A 22,237-nucleotide genomic window follows, 5' to 3' on the forward strand; every position below is an offset into this window, starting at 1 on the left:
TTCTAAACCTTAACGATCGGCAACCGCAGAACTGTCGGCACGCCCCAGGAAAAAGGCGAGGAGCTCCGGCCCGGAGAGAAACTCAAGCCCCGCAGCGGCAGCCGCTGCCTCACTGAAAACTTTGCCCGGAGCACCCGGCCCCGCAGCGCCACTGTCAGCGATCGCGAAGGGGACCGGTTCCGCGGTATGGGTTTTTAGCGGGAGCGGCGTCGGGTGGTCCGGAAGGATCATAACCCGCCACCGCGGAAAGGCCTCCTGCAGCGCCGCGACCACCACGCCTACCACTTTAGCATCGATTTCCTCGATCGCCTTCACCTTGGCTGCTACGTCCCCCTGGTGGCCCGCCTCGTCAGCAGCCTCGACGTGAATAAAGACAAAATCTTGTCCCGCCGCGAGCTCGTTAAGCGCGGCCCGCGCCTTCGCGCGGTAGTCGGTGTGGAGGTTCCCAGTTGCGCCGGGAACCACAGGCACCCGCATCCCGGCCAGCACCCCGATCCCCCGGATGAGATCGACCGCCGCGATGACGCTGCCCGCAAGGCCGTACTTTTCCCGGAAAGGCGCCAGTTGCGGGCGGCGTCCCTGCCCCCAGAACCAGAGCGAGTTCGCCGGGCGCTTTCCCTCCGCTACGCGCCGGCGGTTAACCGCCTCCCCCGGCAAAAACCCGGCGCTCTCCTCCATCAGCCGCCGGAGGAACTCTCCCCCCTCACCTCGAGGGAGATATTCCCCAATCACCCGCCCCGTGATGTCGTGGGGCGGGGTAAGGGAGGTTTCCGCCGGCCCGCCCCGCCAGACCATCAGGTGGCGGTAGCTCACGCCCGCATAAAAGGAAACCGTCCCGCTGCCCAGCCGCTCCTGAACGGCACCGATCAACTCCCGCGCCTCAGCAGACGAAATCTCCCCGGCGCTGTAGTCCACCATCACCTTCGCCGCGTAAGGCTCGTCATCCGAAAGGGTGACTAAGTTGCAGCGGAAAGCCACATCTTCCGGCCCCAACGCCACCCCCATGCTCGCGGCCTCAAGCGGCGCCCGCCCGGTGTAGCACTCCCGCGGGTCATAGCCTAACACCGCAAGATTCGCCACGTCGCTGCCCGGGGGGAAGCCGTCCGGAACCGTTTTCACCTGCCCCACTGTTCCCTGCGCCGCCAGACGGTCCATATGGGGAGTACGCGCGTAAGCGAGCGGCGTCAGCCCCCCGAGTTCAGGACAGGGGTAATCCGCCATGCCGTCTGCCAAAACAATCACGTATTTCAAGGTCTCGCCCCACCAAAACGCCCTCTGCCCAATTATAGCAAAAAAGGGAGCTCTCTCCCAAACGCAGGGCTAAAAAAAGCGGGAACCCTTTCCGGATTCCCGCCGCTTGCCCCCAAAGCACCCTTTAACCGGTGACCGCCGGCACGACACTCACAAACTTCTTTGCGGCGCCCCGGGAGTGAAAACGCACGTACCCGTCGGTTAAGGCAAAAAGGGTGTCATCCCCGCCCCGGCCTACATTCCGCCCCGGGTGAATCCGCGTGCCCCGCTGGCGCACGATAATCGACCCGGCCGTAACAAACTGCCCGTCGGAGCGCTTCACGCCCAAGTATTTCGGTGCCGAATCGCGACCGTTACGCGAACTTCCTACGCCTTTTTTATGGGCCATAAAAACACCTCCTTCACAAAGCTCCTCACACCGGACCGGCGCCCTCCCATGCAATGCAAATCGCGTCTTCCTTACCGCTCTTACAAGCTGATCTTTTCCACCAGCACCTCGGTGAAGGGCTGCCGGTGCCCTTTTTTCCGCCGGTAGTTCTTCTTTGCCTTGTACTTGAAGACGATAATCTTCTTGCGCTTCCCGTGGCGGAGCACTTTAAGGTCAACCTTCGCCCCGCCAAGTTCCGGCGTACCGACGTGAACCTCGCCATCCCTGGCAACCAGCAACACGCGCGGGTTAACCGTTGCCCCTACTTCGGCGTCGAGCTTCTCGACCTTAAGCTTCTCGCCCTCCGCCACCCGATACTGCTTGCCGCCGGTTTCGATAACCGCGTACATGAAAACCCCTCCTCGCTCATCCCGGAGACTCGCCGGACAAAGGTGGGGCACGCAAGCGCCCGCTTTAAAACCACCTTTTCCGTGCGGTAAAAACAAGACCAACGTTTATTTTACCACAAAACGCCGCTCCGTCAACACCCCGCCCGCTTGGCGTCACCTAGATGTCCTCAGGCTTGTCCCGCCGGTCCGCGCGAAGAACTATCGAAAAGAGTGACGCCTTCCAGGTGCAGGAGTTCCTCCTTCCAACGCCGGCCAGCGGAAAACCCACCATACCACCCCCGGCCTACCACCCGGTGGCACGGAACCACCACCGGCGTCCGGTTGCGGGCAAGCACCTGCCCCACCGCGCGCGCGGCTCCCGGGCGGTAAAGAGCCGCTGCCACCGCGCCGTAAGTAACCACTGTGCCGTAAGGAATTGCCCGGACAAACTGTAGCACCCGAAGCTGAAAAGGCGTGTAGCCCGTAAAATCAACCGGAATTTCCCCGAAATCAACTGCCCCACCGTTGAAATAAACCTTTACGAGCTGCGATAGCTTTTCCGCCCAAAGGGCCACCAGCCCCGCCGCGGAATCCGTAGCAGCGGTGCCTTTTGCGGCGGGAAAAGGCGTTGTGCCGGGAAAAAGAAGGCGGGAAAGCCCCCGCTCGCTCCAGAGAGCCGTGAAGCGGCCCACCGGCACTTTAATCTCCTGCACCATTGCCGGCATTTTTCTCCTCCTGGCCGTCGCTCTCGTCCCGCCCCGCTCCTTTCTCCTTCTCCCCCTTCGCCGCCCGGAGCTGCTGCGCCATCTCTTTGAAGCGTGCCGCGACCCTGGCGTGAACCGTCCCCTCCGGGAAAGAGCCGTCCGGTCCGCGTTCGCCGGCCGGCACGCCGGTTAGCAGCGCGATGCCCTCGTCCACGTTTTCAACAAAATAGATGTGGAAACGTCCCTCTCTTACCGCCTCCACCACGTCCTCCCGGAGCATCAGGTTATCCCGGTTGGCCGCCGGAACGAGCACGCCCTGGTCTCCTGTCAGCCCCTTGGCCTTGCAGACGTCGAAGAAGCCTTCGATCTTTTCGTTAACGCCGCCGATCGCCTGGATCTCGCCTTTCTGGTTGATGGAGCCGGTGACGGCGAGGCCCTGTCTTACGGGTAAGCCGGATAACGCCGACAAAAGGGCATAGAGCTCGGTGCTCGAGGCGCTGTCCCCCTCCACCCCCTCGTAGCTTTGCTCGAAGACGAGGCGGGCGCTGAGACTAAGCGGCGCCTCGGCCGCGTACTTTTCGTTCAGGTAGCCGCTCAAAATGAGGACCCCCTTGGTATGGATCCTCCCGCCGAGCTTCGCCTCCCGCTCAATGTCAATCACGCCCTCCCGGCCCGCGGCAACCGTAGCCGTAATCCGTTGCGGTCTCCCGAAGCTGATATCGCCGAGGGAGATTACCGCTAAGCCGTTTACCTGGCCCACCTTCTCTCCAGTAGTATCGATCTTGATCGCCCCGCGCACGATCATCTCCTGGATGCGCTCCTGGATCAGGTTGGACCGGTAGAAACGCTCCTCTATCGCCCGGCGTACGTGCGCTTCCGTTGCGTACGGGGCGCCTTCCTTACGGGCGTAGTAACAGGCCTCCCGGACCACGTCCGCAATCTCCGAAAAGCGGGTGGAAAGTTTTCGCTGGTCTTCGGCCAAGCGGGAGCCGTACTCAACGAGTTTAGCCATCGCCGAGGCGTCCAGGTGCAAAAGCGCTTCTTTTTCGCAGAGCATGCTGAAAAAGGCGGCGTACTTCCGAATATTTTCCGGTGTCCGGTCCATCTGCGTGCCGAACTCCGCCTTGACTTTGAAGAGCTCCTGAAAATCGGGGTCGTAGTGGTAGAGCAGGTAGTAAAAGAGAGGGTTCCCAAGCAGAATCACCTTTAAGTTTAGCGGAATCGGCTCCGGCTGGAGCGTCTTCGTGGTGAAAAAGCCGAAGCGCTCACTCGCGTCCTCGATGACCACCTGCCGCTCCCTGAGCGCACGCTTGAGGCCGTCCCAGGCGAAGAGGTTGCGTAAGAGTTCCTCCACAGGAACAACCAGGTAACCGCCGTTGGCTTTGTGGAGAGAGCCGGCCCGGATCATCGTAAAATCGGTAACCAGAGCGCCGAAGTAGGCCTCCCGATCGATCCGCCCGATCAGGTTGTTATAGGTGGGGTTGTATTCCATCACCACCGGTGCCCCGGTGAGTTCGCTGTTATCCACAAGAACGTTGACCTCGTAACGGCGGAAGGGGTCCTCCTTCGCCCACGGCGGGCCCTTTTGCTCCCCCTCTTGAATGCCCCGGAAAAGGGGCAGGTTCTCGATGATGTCCTCCTGCACCGCTTCCAAGTAGGATAGCACCGCGGGAATCGGGGCGTATTTTTCCGTGAGGTCCCGTACCAAAAGGCCCAGCACAAAACCGGCCACCTGCCGGTCGAGATCCCGGATCGCCTGGTTAGCCTCCCGCTCGATCTGGTGCACCTCCCGGAAGGTGCTCGCCACATCCTCCTCGATTTCCTCCCGGCGGCGGATGATCTCCCGCTGCTGCTCCGGCGGCAAATTGGCAAAATCCTTGTCTTTCACTGGCTCCCCCTCGATAACGGGGATGATATAGAGCCCCGTCGGGGTGGGCTGAATCAGGAAACCGGCATCCTGCGCCCGCTGGTTTAGCGCCGCAAAAAGCTCACTGCGGCGTTTATTGAAGCTTTCTACCGTTTCTTCCCGCTTCTTGGCGTATTCTTCGCTTTCGAAAGCCCGCGGGATCTCCCGCCGCGCTGCGGCGATGAACTCTTTCATGTCGCGGGCGAACGCCACACCCCTGCCAGGAGGTAACTCTATCGCCCGGGGGTTGTAGGGTTCCTTGAAATTATAGACGTAGCACCAGTCGGGCGGGGTGGGTTTGGTTTTCGCCAGGTTCTCTAAAAAACTCTGGACCGCCGTATTCTTACCGGTCCCCGGCAGGCCGGCCACGAAGATATTGAAGCCCCGGTCGTCAATCTCCAGGCCAAACTCGAGCGCCCGGACCGCCCGCTCCTGCCCCACAATCGCCTCGAGCGGTGCGATCTCGTCCGTCCGCGCGCAGCCGAGCTCTTCCTGAGTGCAGGCCGCCCGAACCTCTTCCGGAGTGGCTCGCCGTGCCACGATTTTTACCTCCCCAGCGTACGTTTATTGCCGCTAACGGCCGCTGTGCGGGTCTTGAGGGTGGCGCCTTATTTGCAGCTAACTAACCATTTGCTTCCCGGGGCCACGCTCTTGATAACGCACCGCCGCAAGCGTATTTACTGCGATTATATGCGACGCACCGCCGCCGCTTCAAGGATTATCTTGCGCCCGCGCGCCACACCCTAAAAGAGAAGCATCTTAATTCTTAGAAGGATTTCGGCAGCGGGCGGGCGAATCTTTAAGGTGGAAAGAGGGGATAAAGAATGGCGCCCAAACTGACGGCGCTGACGACAAGCGCCGGGTGAGCAGCCAAGATCGGGCCCGGGACGCTGGCCCGGATACTGAGCGGCCTACCGGCCACGGCCGACCCGCGCCTGCTGGTGGGCATCGAAACGGGGGATGATGCAGGCGTTTACCTGCTCACGGATGAGTTCGCCCTCATCCAGACGGTGGATTTTTTCACGCCTGTAGTGGACGACCCGTACCTTTACGGCCAGATTGCCGCCGCCAACGCTTTAAGCGACGTATACGCGATGGGCGGGCAGCCGCTTACCGCGCTTAACATCATCTGCTATCCCACCGGGTGCGGTGAATTCGAAACGCTCGCTGCCATCCTGCGCGGCGGTGCTGACAAGATCACGGAAGCCGGGGCCCTGCTCGTCGGCGGCCACAGCGTCGAAGACAAGGAGCCGAAGTACGGGCTGGCGGTAACCGGCCTCGTTCACCCCGCAAAACTCGTTACCAACCGGGGGGCCCGCGAAGGCGACCTGCTCGTGCTTACCAAAAGGATAGGCACAGGGGTGATTACCACGGCCCTGAAAGCAGACCTCGCCCCGGCAGCGGCGGTCGAAGAGGCCTGCCGGGAGATGGCTACCCTTAACCGGGCCGCGGCGGCGGCGATGCAGGAAGTAGGGGTCAGCGCCTGTACCGACATCACTGGCTTCGGCCTCCTCGGCCACGCGCTTGCGCTCGCGCGAGCGAGCGCCGTCCACCTGACGCTTAACGCAGCCGCTGTTCCCCTTCTGCCCGAAGCCTGGGAACTCGCGGCGTCTGGGCTTCTCCCCGCCGGAGCTTACGCCAACCGCGATTACGTAGCGCCCTGCGTTTCTTTTGCCGCCGGGGTACCGGAAGTTTTGCGGGACCTCCTCTGCGACCCCCAGACTTCGGGGGGCCTGCTTATCGCCGTCCCGCCCGACCGGATCAACCTCTTGCTAGCCGCGCTTAAAAGCCGCGCTGTTGCTACCGCTGCCGTCGTCGGTTCCGTCACGGCAGGAGATGCGGGAACAATCACGGTGGTCTACGAACCCTGAGGGAAAACCGGGGCCGGGAGCCGCCCCTCTTTACCCCGGCAAAAATAAAAGGTCCGGCGCACGGCCGGACGAACCCACGAGTTTTCCCTTTTGACAAGCAAACGATCCTTTAAACTTTGAAATGCTCCACCAGTGCCTGCCCCTCGCGGGCGATTTTCCCCAGCACGTCGGCCGCGGCCGTTACCTCTTCGGTCACCGCGCTCTGCTCTTCCGCCGCCGCCGCAACCCCGGTTATAGCGGTGGCGATCTCCTGGACCGACCGGGTGATCTCCTCGGCCCGTTCCGTCAGCCCCCGCACGCTCTCGATAATCATTCGGAAGGAGGCCTCGGCCTTCGCCACCGCCTCGCCACCGGTGCGGACCAGTTCGGCGCTCTCATCCATTGCGCCCACCGCGTGCTGCGTTTCGCCCTGAATCGCCACGATAAGTTTGCGGATTTCCTCCGCCGCCCGCGCCGACTGTTCCGCCAGGTTCCGGACCTCCTCCGCCACCACCGCAAACCCCCGCCCGTGCTCCCCAGCCCGGGCGGCCTCGATAGCGGCATTGAGGGCCAGAAGATTCGTCTGGTCGGCAATCTGGGTGATAAGTTCCGTGATCTGGGTAATCTCCCGGGCCTTCTGATTCAAGCCCCCGATAACCGTCTCAATCTTCTCACTCGCCGCCTCTATAGCCCGCATCTGGGTCTTGACCGCACCGAGATCCCGGCTCCCCTCGTCCGCTCTGGCGGATGCTTCCTGCGCCATCGCCACCATCCCCCGGAGGTTTTCGCCGATGCTGTCGGTGGTGGTCGCGACCTGGCTAATGGCGCTCGCGGTCTGCGCCGCTCCCGACGATAACTGTTCCATGTTGGCCGTCAACTCCGCGGCCGAAGTAGACAGAACCTCTATGTTTTGCTTGAATTTACCCACCATTTCGCGCAGCATTTCTCCTAAGTCGTTGAGCGCGATCGCCACCAGCATGTACTCGTCCCGCCGGGGGACAAGCGCTTCCTTCGCCGTCAAATTGCCGAGGCCGAGCTGGTAGGCCTTTTCCCGCAGGATGGCGATTGGCTTCCCCACCTTAAAGGCCGGGGCCAGCGCCAGACAGCCGCTCGTGAAGGTGGCAACGCCTGCCACCAGAAGGAGGTGAGGCAAGCTATGGATAAAGAAATAGGTCGCGATCAGGGCAGCATTGAGCACGAAGAGAATCGGCAGCACCACAAAAAGTTCGAAACGGACGAAAACCGTATCGTACCATTTGAGGCGGTTGATCTGCTGGTAGGCCTCGCACTTGAGACACTGGGCAAGCTTGCGGGAGAAGGATTCCTGCTGTTCGCCGCGGCACAGCGTGCCGGTAATCCGCCAGCAGCGGCGCCCCATGTTCTGGAGATAAGCCGGGCAGTTGTTCTTGTGTTCCGGCGGACAGTGCAGGTAATCCCAGCAATTAGGCTTTGGTCTGGCCATCAAACACACCCCCAGGGGTCCCGGGCACAATATCCTTGTTTATATTTCGGCAGGACGCAGCGAAAAATTTAAGCTATCCCTGAAGTTTTTTTGCCGGCAGAAAACTTTTTTCTCCCGCCGCCAAATTTCTTCTCCCGCATTACCCTTACCCCCTCCGGTCGTCTTATAACGCGGGATTGAAGCGGACTCAGAATCGAAAAGGAGTACTTACCCGCCAATTTCACTCTTTTGCCGCAAACCGTGCGTGATGAACGGGCTTTTTCAGGAAATTCCCAAAAAAATTTTGCCGCAGGTGTTGACTTTTACTGGTATGCCTGGTAAGATTTAATCGCCTTAATTCTGAGTTCTTCTGACAATCTTTGGTGAGGGAGGGAAAGCGGAGTGAAGTCAACGGGCATTGTGCGCAAGGTGGATGAGCTCGGGCGGGTGGTCATCCCTATTGAGCTCAGGCGGACCCTGGGCATCGAAGAGAAAGATGCGCTCGAGATTTATGTCGACCACGAGAAGATCATCCTAAAGAAGTACGAACCCGCCTGCATCTTCTGCGGCAACGCCAACGATGTGCAGCACTACCGCGGTCGCCTGGTCTGCCGCGAGTGCGCCCTGGCAATGTTCGAGCGGGCCAAGGCTATGTAGCGTTTTTCTTGGCCTTAATCTCAAGCGCATAAACTTCCCGCGCCGGAACACCAAAACGGCGGGCAGCTTCCTTGATGGCTGCCCGCTTTTGCATTCCCGCCGCCGTGAGCTGCCGCACCAGCTCGGGCACCTTTTCTTCCAGGGAAGCGTTTTCGGTTTTTCGGGCCGCTCCTTCCGGCGGTGCTTCCCGCCCGGCAAGGACGACGGTGACCTCGCCCTGCGGCGGCCTCTCCCGGAAGTAGGCGAGCGCTTCGGAAACCTTACCCCGGAAGACTTCCTCGTGCACCTTGGTGAGTTCACGCGCCACCGCTACCGGCCGGTCCCCGATAATCGCCAGGATATCCTCAAGTGTCGCCAAGAGGCGGTGAGGCGCCTCGAAAAAAATGATGGTGCGCCGCTCGCCGGCGAGCTCTTCGAGCGCCCGGCGCCTCCTGCGCGCCGGCAGAAAGCCCTCGAAAACGAAGCGGCTGCTGTCAAGCCCCGACACCACCAGCGCCGTCAGCACAGCACTCGGTCCGGGCAGGGCCTCCACCGGAATGCCCCGCGCCACCGCCTCCCGGACAAGCAGCGCGCCAGGGTCGGAGATGCCGGGCGTCCCCGCGTCCGAAACGAGGGCGATGTGCTCTCCTCGCGCCAGCCGTGCCAGGAGCTCCTCCCCCCGCGCTTTCTGGTTATGGCTGTGGTAGCTTAAAAGCGGTGTTTTTATCCCGTAGTGCGTCAGAAGTTTTCTAGTGTGGCGCGTATCCTCTGCCGCGATGAGATTGACCCTTGCGAGCACCGCCAGCACTCGAAGCGTAATATCCTCAAGGTTACCGATCGGTGTTGGGCAAACGTAAAGTTTCCCCTTATTCGGTTCGCCCTTCATCCTCATCAAATTCCGCCTCTTCTTCCCCGTAGTTGCGCGCCTCGTACCGCAGGCAGCACATCAACCGCCCGCAGATACCGGAGATTTTGGCCGGGTTCAGCGCCAGGTTCTGCCCCTTAGCCATCCGGATCGAAACCGGTGCAAACTCGCAGAGCCAGGTACCACAGCAGAGCTCCCGCCCACAGGGACCGATGCCGCCGAGCATCTTCGCTTCGTCCCGCACCCCGACCTGCCGGAGCTCGATCCGCGTTTTGAAAACCGCCGCCAAATCCCGCACCAGATGCCGGAAATCGACGCGCCCTTCTGCGGTGAAGTAAAAGATAATCTTGCTCCCGTCAAGGGTGTAATCTACACCGATCAGCTTCATCGGCAGGCCGTGGGCCGCGATTTTCTCCTGGCAGATGCGGAAGGCCTGCCGCTCCTTCTCCCGGTTCCCCAGCGCCTGCCGTACGTCTTCCTCCGTGGCCCGCCTTAGCACCGGCTTTAAGCTTCCCGCCTCAGCCGTTACTTCTACCGGACCGGTTACCACCGACCCGTACTCCATGCCCCGCACCGTTTCTACCACAACGCCGTCACCGGGTTTGAGTTCTAAGAAACCAGGGTCAAAGTAATATATCTTGCCCGCCTTTTTAAAACGGACCCCTACCGCCCGCAATTTTTTCACCACCTTGAAGATCGTCGCGTCTTTCAACGCCAAGGCTTGATTTTAAGCGCCGCATCCTGTGCCGTGAGGCTCCTACCCGCCCTCGCAATCAACCGTACGAAACCCTACCGCGCCCTGAATATGGCGCCCAGGCGAACGGCTATTCCCTCCACGACGAGGCGGGGGTTGACGTTGGCGCGCAACATCCTTTTGGCCGCCTCCAGCGCCGCAGCAGCCGCTAGCAGCGCAGCAACCGGTACCCGGGTTTTCTCGATTTCCGCAAGGCAATCTATATTCACCACGAGCGCCGCGTCGCCCGTGACCCGGAAGAGCAAAAGGTCCCGGTACCAGAGGCTCAAAAAGCCGAGGAGTTCCTCCGCCTCCTTGCGGGTGCGAACCGGAACCTGCTGCGCCTCCCAGAGACTTGGCCGCAGGGCCAGCCCCAGAGCCTTCGCCCTCAGGCTGCTCGTCTGCGGGTCTTCTTTAAGCAGGAGCGCCCGGCCGAGGCTCCCGCCGGAAAGACGGGCGAGCAACCCGGCCTCTTCCGCCGGGACGCCGTGCGTCTCCAGAAGCCCGGCCACCACCGCCGGGCTGAGCCGGAGGAACCGCACCTCGCAACACCGGGATAACACCGTTGGCAGAAGCGCCTCCGGGTGTGCCGTGACGAGAATAAAAACGGTGTCCCCCGGTGATTCTTCGAGCGTTTTGAGAAAGGCGTTCTGCGCCTCGAGGGTGGCGCGCTCCGCCGCGTCGATAACCACCACGTGACGCCGGTGAAAAGGCTTCCGTCCTACGGCGGCAACCAGGTGCCGGATCTGGTCGATCCCGATCGTCGCCTCGCCGGCAGCCACCGTGTGAAAATCAGGGTGGCCCGAACGGCAAAAGAGACGGCAGGAACGGCATTCCCCGCAGGCAGCGCCGTCCACTGGCGCCGCGCAGAGGAGTGCCCCGGCAAAGGCCCGAGCGGTCGTATACTTGCCGACCCCCGCCGGCCCGGTAAAGAGATATGCCGGCGCGATCCGGCCCGTCCGCACGGCCGCCCGGAGCTTCTTTATCGCGGCATCCTGGCCCCGAATCACCGCGTACACCGACCAAGCGCCTCCTTCACCAGCCGGAAAATCTCCGCCTCAACCGCTTCCGGCGCTCTGCCCCCGTCCACCACCAGGTAGCGGGTAGGATCCTGCCCGGCCAGATGGAGGTAATACTCCCGCACCCGGGAAAAAAAAGCCGGCCCGAGCCGTTCCATCCGGTCCCGCTCCCCAGGGGCCCCGACCCGCGCCAGCGCCGCCGCCACCGGAAGGTCGATGATAACGGTGCAGTCGGGAGAAAGCCCCTGCGTCACGAACGCATTGAGCGCTGATAGCAGCTCCACGGAAAGGCCACGCCCCGCCCCTTGGTAGGCAAGCGTTGAATCGGTAAAACGGTCCGCAAGCACCACCTTCCCCGCACGCAGGGCCGGAAGGATAACCCGGTCCACCAGCTCCGCCCGCGCTGCCGCGTAAAGGCATGCCTCCGCGCGCGGGTCCATCTCCCGCACTGGGTTCCTCAGGATCTCCCTTAGCGTTTCCCCCAGCGGGGTCCCGCCCGGCTCCCGCACCGTAACCACATCAAAGCCGAGCGCCGCGAGCCGCCGCGCCAGACGCTGCACCTGCGTGCTCTTCCCCGCTCCGTCGATGCCTTCAAAAGAAATGAAAAAACCCATGCTTACCCCACCACACGCAAAGCCGGGCGGTCAACCCCTTCTTCCATCCCGTGCACCGGAACGCCTTTCTCTTTGAGCTTTTCAAGGTAATTGGCCACCTCTTCGGTTACCTCTTCCCCCGGCACCAGCACCGGGATCCCTGGCGGCGCCGGGGCCACCACCGCCGCGCTCACCCGGCCCACCGCCGCTTCCAGGGGCACGCTCTCCGCCGGAGCCAGCCATGCCTCCCGCGGGGAAAGCCGCAGGGGCGGCGGCGCCGGGAAGAAGAGCCGCGCGCCGCCCGCACCGCGCCCGGCACGGGCCACCGGGTGCTGCGCGAGGACCGCCTCTACCGCCCGCGTTAGCGCCTTTATCTCCTGCTTTCCGTGGCCCGGGCTTAAGAGGAGCACCACGTTAGCAAAATCCGCCATTTCTGCTACCACGCCGTGGCGCCGCAGAAGCCTGGCCGCCTCGTAACCGGACAGCCCCGCGGCGCCGAAATTGAGAACCAGCCGGGTCGGATCGAGGCTGTAGCCCTCGCCCGCCGCGGCGAGGACCGCTACCGCCTCAAAACGGCGGAGCGCCCGCCGCGCCTCGGCTGCAAGGGAGAGAAGCCGTCGGCAAAGACGTTCCCCTGAAAGCGCAAGCTGCCGCCGCGCCGCGTCAAGGGAGGCGAGCAACAGGTAGGATGGGCTGCTCGTCATCACGAACTGGAGGGCCTGCTGCACCCGCGGCGGCGAAAGCCGCCCGCTCCCGAGGTGGAGCCAAGCAGCCTGGGTGAGCGCGCCGGCCCGCTTGTGCACGCTTTCCACCGCCGCGTCGGCGCCACACGCTATCGCCCCCGGCGGAAGCGCCGGATGGCGCCCGAAAAGAACGCCGTGCGCCGCATCGACCAGCAAGGGCAGCCCCCGGGAGTGGGCCGTAGTGGCTACCGCCCGGAGGTCAACCGCCACGCCGTAGTAATCCGGGTAAAGGGCAAAAAGCGCCCGGGCATCAGGGTAGCGCGCAAGAGCCGCCGTGTAGGCGGCCGCCGGGGGCGGTAACGGGATACCGAAATCCGCAAGGTGTCGCACCGGCAGAAAGACCGGCGCGGCGCCGCTCAGCACCAGCGCCGCCACCACCGACCGGTGGACGGCGCGGGGCAGGATGACCCTCTCCCCCGGTCCGAGAGCGGCCAAGAACATCGCCAGCACGCCCGCCGTGCTCCCGTTGGTCAGAAAGAAGGTTTCCTTTGCGCCCGCAAGCGCTGCCGCCAGTTCCTGCGCGCGCCGGATCACTCCGGAAGGCGCGTGGAGATCGTCAAGCCCCGGAACCTCCGTGAGGTCCGCCGCGAAAACCGCGCGGCCCCACCATTGGCGCAACACCGGTGGAGCCGCCTTCCCCTGAAAATGCCCCGGCGTGTGAAAACCGGCAGAGATCCTGCCCGCGTAGCTCTTTAGCGCCTCAACCAGCGGGCAGCGTGCCTGGAAATCAGCTATACAGGGTTTCCTCCTTCTGCAGCCGCTCCCATTCGCGGTCGATCTCTTCTTGAAACTGCCTGATAATCCATTCGTTCTCCGGCTTAAAAAGATGCTTGAACCTTCCCTGGGTTTTTAGAAACTCTTCAACCGGCTTTTTCTCCTTAGGCTTGAAGGTTATCTTTGTGACCCCGTTCTCCACTTCGTAAAGGGGCCAGTAGCAGGTTTCCACCGCCAGGCGGCTCAGCATTATAGCGTCGTCCGTGCGGGTGCGCCAGCCGCGGTTGCAGGGAGACAGGATGTTGATGAATTTCGGGCCCTTAATCGCGAGGGCCTTGCGCACCTTTTTCATCAGGTCGGCCCAGTGGCTTGGCGCCGCCTGCGCCACATACGGGACGTTGTGCGCCGCGATAATCCTGGTGAGGTTTTTGCGGCGCTGCAGTTTTCCCGGAATCGCGCTCCCCGCCGGGCTGGTCGTCGTCTCAGCACCGAGCGGAGTAGCGCTCGAGCGCTGGATACCCGTATTCATATAGGCTCCGTTGTCGTAACAGACGTAGAGGAGATCGTGCCCCCGCTCCATAGCCCCGGAAAGACTCTGGAGTCCGATGTCGTAAGTGCCGCCGTCGCCGCCGAAGGCAATAAACTTGATCTCCCGGTCGATTTTGCCCTTTTTCTTCAGTGCCCTATACATCGTTTCCACCCCGGCGAGCGTGACCGCGGCGTTTTCGAAGGCACTGTGGATCCACGGGACCCGCCAGGCGGTATAATCCTGAATGCAGGAGGCAACTTCGAGGCAACCGGTTGCGTTAGCGAGAACCAGCGGGTAATCGGCCGCCGCCAGGAGCACCATCTTCGCAACGATGGCCGCACCGCAGCCGGCGCAAAGCCGGTGCCCGGAGGTGAAAAGCGGCTCCTTTTTCGCGAGTTCCTTTAGTTTCAGTTCCGTAGCCATCTTACTCCCTCACTCCGATATACTCTTTTGCCACCCGTACCCTGCCCGTCCGGGCGATCTCCACCAGTTCGTTCAGCACCGCTGCGGCGTGGTCCGGTAGGAAGTCCCTACCGCCGAGCCCGTAAATCTTGTTGATAACCACGGGCCGCTCGGCAAGCGGGTAGAGGGCCGAAGCGATCTCCATGAAGACGGGACCGTAACCGCCGAACGAGTCGGCCCGGTCCAAAACCGCCACCGCTTTAAGCCCTTTGAGGGCCGCCGCAACCTCTTCATAAGGGAAGGGACGGAAAAGGCGCGGTTTTAAAAGGCCCGCCTTGACGCCCCGCTCCCGAAAAGCGTCAACCACGTCTTTTGCCGTCCCGGCCGCCGAGTTAAGGATTACCAGCCCCACCTCGGCATCGTCGAGCCGGTAGGCTTCGAAGAGGCCGTACCGCCGGCCGCTAATCCGGGCAAAATCTTCGGCAACGCCAAGGACAACGTCTTTGACCTTGGTCATCGCTTCGTGCTGGGCACGTTTGTATTCGTGGTACTCGTCGGGGAGGATGAGCGGACCGTAACTCTTAGGGTGGTCAAGATCGAGCAGGGGGTTTAAGGGCTTGTACTCGCCGACAAAACCCTTAACCACGTTGTCTTCGAACAACTCCGCCCGCTGGATCGAGTGACTGATGATAAAGCCATCGTAACAGACCATCACCGGCAGGCGCACGTCCATGTGCTCCGCGATCCGCACCGCCTGGATCATATTGTCGTAGGCTTCCTGAGCATTCTCGGACCAGAGCTGGACCCAGCCTGCGTCGCGGGCGCCCATCGCGTCCGAGTGGTCACCGTGGATATTGAGCGGCGCGGAGAGTGCCCGGTTCACCACAGCCATAAAGATGGGCAGGCGCATACCGGCAGCCACGTAAAGCATCTCCCACATGAGGGCCAGCCCGGGACCGCAGGTCGCCGTGGCCACCCTGCCCCCCGCAGCGGCGGCGCCGATGCACGCGCTCATCGCGCTGTGTTCACTCTCGACCAGGATCAACTCCGTATCCACCTTACCGTTGGCCACAAAGGCGGCAAACCGCTGCATCAGCTCCGTCTGGGGCGTAATCGGATATGCCGCGCAGACGTCCGGGTTAATCTGCCGGAGCGCTTCGGCAACAGCTTCATTTCCCGTTACGGCACCTACCCTCGCCATTACTTACTTTCCTCCTCCATGAAAATGGCCTTCTTCCCTTTCTTACCCGGACACTCAAAAGCGCAAATGCCGCAACCTTTACAGTAATCGTAATCGAAGCCGGCCATCTTCCCATCTTTGACAATCACGGCCATATCGGGGCAGAAGAGCCAACAGAAAAGGCAGTGGCTGCAATTTTCCTCCACCCAAACCGGCCGGAAGGTCCGCCAGCTTCCCGTCTTAACCTCCCGCGCGTTTCCCGCGTCGAGGATCACCGCTCCGGGAGGGAGTTCCCGCCAGCTTTTCGCCTTCATCCCTCTTTTACCTCCTCGTAGCCGCGCCTGACGGCGTTCAGGTTGCCCTCGATGATTTTTTCGGAGAATTTCTTCCCGAAGCTCTTCCGCACGTCCTCGAGGAGGTGCTCCAGGCTCACCAGGCCGGTCACCCTGACGACCGCGCCGAGCATGGGGGAATTCGGAAAGGCTTTGCCAATCGTCTCCATCGCAATCCTCGTGGCGTCAACCGTGAAGACCCGCTGCCCGGGCTTAGCACCCAGCTTTTGCCGGATCTCCTGCGGCTCCTTCGCCGTATTCACGATGAAGACCGCGTTCTCTGCCGCTCCTTCCGTGACGTCCACAGTGTCGAGCAGCGTCGCGTCGACCACGCTAACCACCTGGGGATTAAGCACCGGGCAGTGCATCCGGAGTTCCTTGGTACCGATCCGGTTGTAGGCCTTGAGCGGCGCCCCGGCCCTCTCCGGCCCGTACTCCGGAAAGGCCTGGACGAACCTGCCGCCGCTTAAGCACGCATCCGCCAGCACCTTGGCCGCCGTGACCGTCCCCTGCCCTCCCCTGCCGTGCCACCGGATCTCGACTGTATCCGCCATAAAGACCCTCCTTATGAAAATTGACACCTTTGATTGACACCTCTGGATGAGTCTCTCCTGGTAACGCGCACCGGCTTCACAGTAAAGCCCGTCCCGCTCCGCTTCGCCCGGCACCCAACCGGTCTTAGCGTTTGCCCTGCTGCACCACGGTATGCGCAAGCTCCTGTCTGAGAGGCACGTGGCAGTTCTGGAAATTCATAGCAAGAGGTCTCTTTGTTGGTTCTATGGTACCGTAAAATAGAGGCAGCGTCAAGCAACTACGCCACAAAAATGGCCAGCAGCGTGAGCAGGATAAGCCCCGGCACCGGGAAAACGCCGGCCGTGAGCATCGTCAAGGGGTTCACCGCGATATGGAGATTGAAGATCGCTCCTACCAGGTTCACCAGCGCCAGCAAAAGGCCCCCGACTACCAGCCCCACCAGAAGCCGTACCAGCAGCCGGAGCGGTGCGATAAGCGCGCTGCCGATGAGATACAGCCCCAGGAGCCCGATGCCCCCGAAAACGAGCATTTTCCAGTCCCAGTCCACCGCTATCCCCCCTCACAGAAATCAGCTTCCGGGTATCCGGAGCCGGATTTAACGCCGGCCCCCCCGTTTACCCTCCGGGAATCGGGACAATCCCCTGCTAAGCTTATTCTGCTGGGGAGGAAATTTATGCCTTACCTGATCTGGCGCCGCCCCTGAATCGCACGCAGAATCGTTTCCTCGTCAGCAAACTCAATCTCTGCGCCTACCGGCAGCCCGTAGGCCAACCTGCTCACCTTCACTCCAAGGGGTTCAAGCAACCGCCGGATGTAAAGCGCCGTCGCCTCCCCTTCCGTGTCCGGCCCCGTCGCCAGGATAACCTCGGTAACTTCTCCTTTTTCGAGCCGCGTCAGAAGCTCCTTCAGCCGCAGTTTCTCCGGGCCGATCCCGTCAAGCGGGGAGAGGGCCCCGTGCAAAATGTGGTAAACACCCCGGAAGCCGCCCGACCGCTCAATCGCCAACAGATCCCGCGGCTCTTCGACCACGCAAAGGAGGCTGTGGTCCCGCGCCGGATCAGCGCAGATCTTACAGGGATCCACATCCGTAAGGTTGCCGCAAACGGAACAGTAAACGGTCGTCTCGCGGGCTTCCTTAAGCGCCGCAGCGAGCCGCTCCGCTTGCTCCCGGGGAGCGCTCAAGAGGTAAAGGGCCAGCCGCTGGGCTGTCCGCGGTCCGATCCCGGGAAGGCGCTTGAATTCCTCGATGAGCCTGGCAACCGCCCGTGGGTACAAGGCTATAACCCTCCGAAAGCGCCGCGCGCGCCTTTAAAAAAGCCCTGGGATTCCGAGGCCCCCGGTGAGCTTACCCATCTCCCGGGCCACCATCTCCCGCGATTCCCTTAGGGCCTCATTTACCGCGGCTACGATGATGTCCTGGAGCATTTCGACATCGTCCGGGTCCACCGCCTCCGGCCGGATCTCAAGGGCAACAAGCTCCTGGCGGCCGTTTACCACGGCCCGCACCGCCCCGCCGCCAGCGGTTGCCTCGGCCGTTTTCGCGCCGAGCTCCTCCTGGAGCTTAGCAATCTGGCCCTGCAGCTTCTGCACCTGTTTCATCATCTTGTTTACATCCATCATTCCTAGGCACCTCCCGTATCTTTACCCGCCTCCGGGCAGACTATAACGTGACTCCTGAACCGCACGCCGCCGTCTAGACGCCCGCATCTATTTCCCTTTCCCAATAACCTCCATGCGCCAGCAGCCGCCGAAAAAGCGGCCTAAAACCTCCTCCACTACCGCCCTGTGCTCCTGCCGACCGAGAATCGCGCATATCTCTGGTTCCCCGGCAACCTGAAGGCACCGCCCGGAAACGGCTACCGGCCCGACGCGGCTCACGAAACCAAAAGTAACCGGGCGCAGGTCCTTTACCGCGCGGAGGATCTCCGGCCACACGGACCGCACCCGCTCGAGCGAAGGATCACCGGTATCCTCCGGGCGCGGTGCGTTTTCGGGGGTGGAGGCTTCCTTGTAGAGCGCCCGCACCACCGCCAGCTCCACCGGGAGCGTCTTGAGCGCCGCCACCCGGGACTCCTCGAGGGCGCGGCTTAATTCCTCGAGACAGCGGACCAGGCGCGGTGCCACCTCCTTCCCCGCCAGGATATGCTCCAGCATCTCCTCCCGAAGGAGCGCCAGCAAATCGCGCACGAAGAGCGTAATGTCCTTGCCCGCCTGGTCGATCTCCTGGAGAAGGCGGAGGGCCCCTGCGGCATCCCCCCGGCGGAGAAACGCCGCCATCTCCTCAAGCGCGCTCAGCCGCACTTTCCCCAACAGGTCGGCAACCGTCTCCTCCTCAACCTCACCCTCACCGAGGGCCAGCACCTGGTCGAGGATGCCCAGAGCGTCCCGCAGGCTGCCTTCGGCCGCCTGGGCGATGAGCTTCAGGGCCGCGGGCGTCGCCTGACCCCCAGTTGCTTCCAGCACCCGCTCCAGGTGCCTGGTGATAAGCTCGGCCGCGATCCGGCGGAAATCAAAGCGCTGGCAGCGGGAAAGAATCGTGACCGGCATCTTGTGGGGCTCTGTCGTGGCCAGGATAAAATAGACCCGGGGCGGCGGCTCTTCGAGGGTTTTCAAGAGGGCATTCGCCGCCTCGGTGGTAAGCATGTGGGCCTCGTCGATGATATAAACCTTGTGCCGCGCCGCTACTGGCGCGAGCTTCACCCGCTCCCGGAGCTCCCGCATCTCGTCAATGCCCCGCCGGGAAGCGGCGTCGATCTCGAGCACGTCAAGTGCGGTGCCCGCGGTAATCGCCAGGCATTCCGGGCAGGTATTGCACGGCTCGGGCGCCGGCCCGTTTCCGCAGTTGAGGGCCTTCGCCAGGATGCGCGCGGTGCTCGTCTTCCCCGTTCCCCTGGGACCGGCGAAAAGTAAAGCGTGGGCCACCTTCCCTTTTTTTAGGGCGTACCTTAAGGTCCGGGTTACGTGCTCTTGGCCGACCACCTCTGCAAAACGTTGCGGCCGCCACTGCCGGTAGAGCGCTACTGGGATTCTATCTGCCCCTTCGCTCATTGTCACGCCTCTCGTCGCCCGTGATTAAAAAGTCTTTTCGGCGCCCGCCGCCGTACTCCTCTACAAAGCGCGCCAGAAAGAAAAAAGCTGCTATACGCCTTCACAGGAACGCTAAGCAGCATGGTAAACTTGGCCGTGCACCTGCCTTTGAGCCGCAGCTTCCGGTTGTACCCGCCGCAGGTAGCTCGGGCCAGGCACCCTCACGGCACCCGGAGGATTTCCCTTAGTGCTGCTTCCGCCAGGACCTGACACGGTTCAGGAAGCTCCGTCGCGCGAGACCCAACCGTCCTCACTCCTTACGGGGGCCGCTACCACAAGCCGGGCCCGGGGGCAGGAATTCAACCCCGCTATAGCGGCTTGCGGGTACAGGGCACCGCTACCTCCCCGTTTAGCACGGCCAAACTTATTTGTCGCCAAGCCATCCGTTAGAAGTCCGCAGTTAATGGGCCCTTCCCGGAATCCGCGGCGCGAACTCCCCCCTCTATCTGCAGCTTCTAACCTCCGGCCCCTAACTTCTCAAATGGCGGAGAGGGTGGGATTCGAACCCACGAGACAGGGTTTGCCCGTCTACTCGCTCTCCAGGCGAGCGCCTTAGTCCACTCGGCCACCTCTCCGCCTGGACTTTTATCCCCGGTACTTTTAAGCTACCGGCGCTTTTCTATTATATGCTCCCGCGCCCTAAATTTCAAGCTCTACAAGCGGCAGAGCAGCTGTACCCTTTATCCGGGGCACGCCGTATGTTAGAGTAATAAGTAAGCTTCTTGGGGAGGAAAGAGGTAGAGCCTTGCACCGCGAAGACTTAAAGCGCTTCCGCTCCTGGTTTGGCGCCTATGTCTGGCGCTTTTATACCCCTGATCCCTTAATCCGACGCGGTATCCGGTACAAAGCGGCGCACACCGGGCGGGTGTGCCGGAACATCCTCCAGATTGGGCGCTCGCTGGGCCTGGGAGAGGGCGACCTGCTTCTGGCGGAAACCATCGCCCTCTTCCACGACCTCGGGCGTTTTAAACAGGTTTTCCGGTACCGGACCTTCAACGACCGGCTTTCAGAAAACCACGCTCTGCTCGGCGTGCGGGAGCTCGAAGCCGCCGCCATCCTCACCACCCTCGCGGCGGAAGATCGCGGTCTTATCCTCAAGGCGATCGCGCTCCACAACCTTCCGGCCCTCCCCCCGGGTCTTGAAGACCGGCAGCTCCTCTTCGCCAGACTCATCCGCGACGCCGATAAGCTCGACATCCTGGGGCTGTTCGCCGCCGAATGCGCCCGCGCCGGCGGGCCCGACCCGCTCCTCGTCGCTGCCCTTCCTGATACTCCGGGCTACTCCCCGGAACTCGTTCAGAGTCTTCTTCGGGGGGAATTGTGCAATTACGCCGCCACCAAAAATCTTAACGACCGGAAGCTCCTTCACCTCTCCTGGATTTATGACATCTATTTTCCGTACACGCTGGCGGCCGTCGCCAGGGAAGGCTACTTCCGGGCGATCATGCGCTCCCTCCCCGACACGCCGGAAATCAGGGCTGTGGACGCCCGCCTGCAGGAACATTTGCAGCGCGCCCTCGCCGCTTGTACCCCGACCCCTTGATTCCCCGCTTCTTCAAACAACAAAAGGGCCGTTTTGGCCCCTTCACTTTCTGGCGGAGAGAGTGGGATTCGAACCCACGAGACAGCTTTTGGGCCGCCTACGCGATTTCGAGTCGCGCGCCTTCAACCACTCGGCCATCTCTCCGTTTTTAGTTTTCGCTTGTCCGGCGTCGGTGCCGGTCCATATCTGACGGCAGCTACCCAATTTTTATTTTAAATACTGGCTGCTACTGGCGGCCGGTGTTCCCGCTTTCCGGCGCAGCTCCCGGAAGAAATGTCGCATTACCTCACGGCACTCTTCTTCCAGCACCCCGGCAACCACCTCGACCTGGTGGTTAAAGCGCGGTTCCCGCAAGAGGTCCACCACCGAACCGGCAGCTCCCGCCTTCGGGTCGGCGGCACCGTAAACCACCTTTTTCACCCGGAACTGAACCAACGCCCCCGCACACATCGGGCACGGCTCGACGGTAGTATAAACCACCGCCTCTGTGAGCCGCCAGTCACCGAGGCGCCGCGCCGCTTCCCGCAACGCAAGCAATTCCGCATGGGCGGAGGCGTCCTTCAGGTTTTCGCGCAGGTTGTGGCCGCGCGCGATGACCTCTCCCCCGACCACCACCACTGCGCCTACAGGCACCTCGCCTATCGCGCCGGCTTTCTCCGCCTCCCGCAGCGCCTCCCGCATGAAATCTTCGTCCCTACCCAACTCCGGCAGCTCACCTACGCGTAACTGAGTCCTTGCAGAAACACAAATAGAACTGGCCCTGCCAGTCCCCGCCCTTGATTACCCTCTAACCCAGCTCAATCCCTATATGTAGGGATTTCCGACCTCCGACTTCCTGCCTCCTACTTCTAAACATGGTGCGCCCGGAGGGACTCGAACCCCCGGCACGCGGTTTAGGAAACCGCTGCTCTATCCTCCTGAGCTACGGGCGCGTAACAGATGTCAGACGGAGGGTGTCGGATGCAGGAATCTTATTGGAATTTGCGCTTGCGAATTCCCGCCATTATTTTCCGACCTCTAACCTCCGGCCTCCAACTTCTAAAATGGCGCGCCCGGAGGGATTCGAACCCCCAACCTACAGATCCGTAGTCTGTTGCTCTATCCATTGAGCTACGGGCGCGAATGGCGGAGAGAGCGGGATTCGAACCCGCGACAGAGGGTTTCAAGCCCCCTGTAGTCGCTTAGCAGGCGACCGCCTTCGACCTGCTCGGCCATCTCTCCGGGTAACAGATGTCAGATGCAAGATGCCAAACACCTTGGAACTGGCTTCGCCAGTTCCTTCCCTTTTTCCAACCTCCAACATCTGGCCTCTAACCGCCAACCTGGCGGAGGGGGTGGGATTCGAACCCACGGAACCACAGAGGGTTCAGCGATTTTCAAGACCGCCTCCTTAGGCCGCTCGGACACCCCTCCTATGCT

Annotated in this window: 22 protein-coding genes, 6 tRNA genes, 1 other RNA gene and 1 pseudogene; 3 read left to right on the plus strand and 27 right to left on the minus strand. The window is 62.1% G+C overall.

What is annotated here, in order from left to right; all coding sequences use genetic code 11:
• Positions 1-9: 9 nt before the first annotated feature.
• The 5 genes from EDD75_RS06890 to EDD75_RS06910 form a co-directional block, all read right to left on the minus strand.
• Entirely contained in the window at positions 10-1,242 is a 1,233-nt protein-coding gene (locus EDD75_RS06890; RefSeq protein WP_245963121.1) for a cofactor-independent phosphoglycerate mutase, read from the minus strand.
• Between the two features lie 133 nt (positions 1,243-1,375).
• Positions 1,376-1,639: a 50S ribosomal protein L27 gene (gene rpmA / locus EDD75_RS06895; protein WP_123930004.1), complete on the minus strand. Its 264-nt coding sequence runs from the start codon at positions 1,637-1,639 to the stop codon at positions 1,376-1,378.
• 80 nt (positions 1,640-1,719) lie between these two features.
• Positions 1,720-2,028, minus strand: coding sequence for a 50S ribosomal protein L21 (gene rplU / locus EDD75_RS06900; RefSeq protein ID WP_123930007.1), 309 nt, complete (start codon positions 2,026-2,028; stop codon positions 1,720-1,722).
• Positions 2,029-2,195: 167 nt separating this feature from the next.
• On the minus strand, positions 2,196-2,732 hold the full coding sequence (locus EDD75_RS06905) for a methylated-DNA--[protein]-cysteine S-methyltransferase (RefSeq protein WP_123930010.1): 537 nt from the start codon (positions 2,730-2,732) through the stop codon (positions 2,196-2,198).
• Positions 2,707-5,157: a Lon protease family protein gene (locus EDD75_RS06910; RefSeq protein ID WP_123930012.1), complete on the minus strand. Its 2,451-nt coding sequence runs from the start codon at positions 5,155-5,157 to the stop codon at positions 2,707-2,709. The genes EDD75_RS06905 and EDD75_RS06910 overlap by 26 nt, the downstream gene beginning before the upstream one ends.
• A gap of 284 nt (positions 5,158-5,441) precedes the next feature.
• Between EDD75_RS06910 and selD the strand changes: the two genes are divergently transcribed.
• Positions 5,442-6,488 (plus strand): selenide, water dikinase SelD, encoded by a 1,047-nt coding sequence (gene selD / locus EDD75_RS06915; RefSeq protein ID WP_123930015.1) that lies wholly within the window; start codon positions 5,442-5,444, stop codon positions 6,486-6,488.
• Positions 6,489-6,597: 109 nt separating this feature from the next.
• Here selD and EDD75_RS06920 read toward each other — a convergent pair whose 3' ends face one another.
• Positions 6,598-7,929, minus strand: coding sequence for a methyl-accepting chemotaxis protein (locus tag EDD75_RS06920; protein WP_123930018.1), 1,332 nt, complete (start codon positions 7,927-7,929; stop codon positions 6,598-6,600).
• Positions 7,930-8,310: 381 nt separating this feature from the next.
• On the opposite strand from EDD75_RS06920, the gene EDD75_RS06925 reads away from it, so the two are divergent.
• A complete protein-coding gene (locus EDD75_RS06925; protein ID WP_123930021.1) occupies positions 8,311-8,565 on the plus strand; it encodes an AbrB/MazE/SpoVT family DNA-binding domain-containing protein in 255 nt (84 codons plus the stop codon).
• On the opposite strand, the gene rsmI is transcribed toward EDD75_RS06925, so the two are convergent.
• The 15 genes and pseudogenes from rsmI to EDD75_RS07000 all read right to left on the minus strand — a co-directional run bounded on the left by rsmI (position 8,558) and on the right by EDD75_RS07000 (position 19,850).
• Positions 8,558-9,436: a 16S rRNA (cytidine(1402)-2'-O)-methyltransferase gene (gene rsmI, locus EDD75_RS06930; RefSeq protein WP_123930449.1), complete on the minus strand. Its 879-nt coding sequence runs from the start codon at positions 9,434-9,436 to the stop codon at positions 8,558-8,560. The two genes, EDD75_RS06925 and rsmI, sit on opposite strands and share 8 nt — an antisense overlap.
• 4 nt (positions 9,437-9,440) lie before the next feature.
• Positions 9,441-10,085 (minus strand): annotated as a pseudogene (locus EDD75_RS06935) (PSP1 domain-containing protein); the annotation flags it as partial.
• 113 nt (positions 10,086-10,198) lie between these two features.
• On the minus strand, positions 10,199-11,161 hold the full coding sequence (gene holB / locus EDD75_RS06940) for a DNA polymerase III subunit delta' (protein ID WP_123930024.1): 963 nt from the start codon (positions 11,159-11,161) through the stop codon (positions 10,199-10,201).
• Positions 11,149-11,775, minus strand: a complete 627-nt coding sequence (tmk, locus tag EDD75_RS06945) for a dTMP kinase (RefSeq protein ID WP_123930027.1) — start codon at positions 11,773-11,775, stop codon at positions 11,149-11,151. Before tmk ends, holB begins: the two co-directional genes overlap by 13 nt.
• Before the next feature lie 2 nt (positions 11,776-11,777).
• Entirely contained in the window at positions 11,778-13,325 is a 1,548-nt protein-coding gene (locus tag EDD75_RS06950) for an aminotransferase class I/II-fold pyridoxal phosphate-dependent enzyme (RefSeq protein ID WP_342780975.1), read from the minus strand.
• Complete coding sequence (locus tag EDD75_RS06955) at positions 13,225-14,163, minus strand: thiamine pyrophosphate-dependent enzyme (RefSeq protein ID WP_123930032.1); 939 nt, start codon at positions 14,161-14,163, stop codon at positions 13,225-13,227. The genes EDD75_RS06950 and EDD75_RS06955 overlap by 101 nt, the downstream gene beginning before the upstream one ends.
• Position 14,164: 1 nt before the next feature.
• A complete protein-coding gene (locus EDD75_RS06960) occupies positions 14,165-15,343 on the minus strand; it encodes a pyruvate ferredoxin oxidoreductase (RefSeq protein ID WP_123930035.1) in 1,179 nt (392 codons plus the stop codon).
• A complete protein-coding gene (locus EDD75_RS06965; RefSeq protein ID WP_123930039.1) occupies positions 15,343-15,636 on the minus strand; it encodes a 4Fe-4S binding protein in 294 nt (97 codons plus the stop codon). The genes EDD75_RS06960 and EDD75_RS06965 overlap by 1 nt, the downstream gene beginning before the upstream one ends.
• Positions 15,633-16,208: a 2-oxoacid:acceptor oxidoreductase subunit gamma family protein gene (locus tag EDD75_RS06970; protein ID WP_123930042.1), complete on the minus strand. Its 576-nt coding sequence runs from the start codon at positions 16,206-16,208 to the stop codon at positions 15,633-15,635. The genes EDD75_RS06965 and EDD75_RS06970 overlap by 4 nt, the downstream gene beginning before the upstream one ends.
• A 257-nt stretch (positions 16,209-16,465) precedes the next feature.
• Positions 16,466-16,735: a pro-sigmaK processing inhibitor BofA family protein gene (locus tag EDD75_RS06975; RefSeq protein ID WP_245963094.1), complete on the minus strand. Its 270-nt coding sequence runs from the start codon at positions 16,733-16,735 to the stop codon at positions 16,466-16,468.
• A 131-nt stretch (positions 16,736-16,866) separates the two neighbouring features.
• Positions 16,867-17,469: a recombination mediator RecR gene (gene recR, locus EDD75_RS06980; RefSeq protein WP_123930044.1), complete on the minus strand. Its 603-nt coding sequence runs from the start codon at positions 17,467-17,469 to the stop codon at positions 16,867-16,869.
• A gap of 27 nt (positions 17,470-17,496) precedes the next feature.
• Positions 17,497-17,805, minus strand: a complete 309-nt coding sequence (locus EDD75_RS06985) for a YbaB/EbfC family nucleoid-associated protein (protein WP_211328149.1) — start codon at positions 17,803-17,805, stop codon at positions 17,497-17,499.
• A gap of 90 nt (positions 17,806-17,895) precedes the next feature.
• A complete protein-coding gene (gene dnaX, locus EDD75_RS06990; protein ID WP_123930050.1) occupies positions 17,896-19,236 on the minus strand; it encodes a DNA polymerase III subunit gamma/tau in 1,341 nt (446 codons plus the stop codon).
• Between the two features lie 133 nt (positions 19,237-19,369).
• Positions 19,370-19,633: signal recognition particle sRNA large type (gene ffs, locus EDD75_RS06995), an RNA gene on the minus strand.
• A gap of 124 nt (positions 19,634-19,757) precedes the next feature.
• Positions 19,758-19,850, minus strand: a tRNA-Ser gene (locus EDD75_RS07000).
• A 170-nt stretch (positions 19,851-20,020) separates the two neighbouring features.
• Between EDD75_RS07000 and EDD75_RS07005 the strand changes: the two genes are divergently transcribed.
• Positions 20,021-20,818 (plus strand): HD domain-containing protein, encoded by a 798-nt coding sequence (locus EDD75_RS07005; RefSeq protein ID WP_123930053.1) that lies wholly within the window; start codon positions 20,021-20,023, stop codon positions 20,816-20,818.
• A gap of 50 nt (positions 20,819-20,868) precedes the next feature.
• On the opposite strand, the gene EDD75_RS07010 is transcribed toward EDD75_RS07005, so the two are convergent.
• The 6 genes from EDD75_RS07010 to EDD75_RS07035 form a co-directional block, all read right to left on the minus strand.
• Positions 20,869-20,962: transfer RNA gene (locus EDD75_RS07010), tRNA-Ser, on the minus strand.
• A gap of 63 nt (positions 20,963-21,025) precedes the next feature.
• The gene (tadA, locus tag EDD75_RS07015; RefSeq protein WP_281277479.1) at positions 21,026-21,520 is read right to left on the minus strand and encodes a tRNA adenosine(34) deaminase TadA; all 495 of its coding nucleotides are present in this window, start codon (positions 21,518-21,520) and stop codon (positions 21,026-21,028) included.
• A 153-nt stretch (positions 21,521-21,673) separates the two neighbouring features.
• Positions 21,674-21,750 (minus strand) — tRNA-Arg (locus EDD75_RS07020).
• 112 nt (positions 21,751-21,862) lie between these two features.
• Positions 21,863-21,938 (minus strand) — tRNA-Arg (locus EDD75_RS07025).
• A 3-nt stretch (positions 21,939-21,941) separates the two neighbouring features.
• Positions 21,942-22,039: transfer RNA gene (locus EDD75_RS07030), tRNA-Ser, on the minus strand.
• A 102-nt stretch (positions 22,040-22,141) separates the two neighbouring features.
• A tRNA-Ser gene (locus tag EDD75_RS07035) sits at positions 22,142-22,231 on the minus strand.
• Positions 22,232-22,237 lie beyond the last annotated feature (6 nt).

The organism is Thermodesulfitimonas autotrophica (assembly GCF_003815015.1).
Lineage (GTDB): Bacteria > Bacillota > Desulfotomaculia > Desulfotomaculales > Ammonificaceae > Thermodesulfitimonas > Thermodesulfitimonas autotrophica.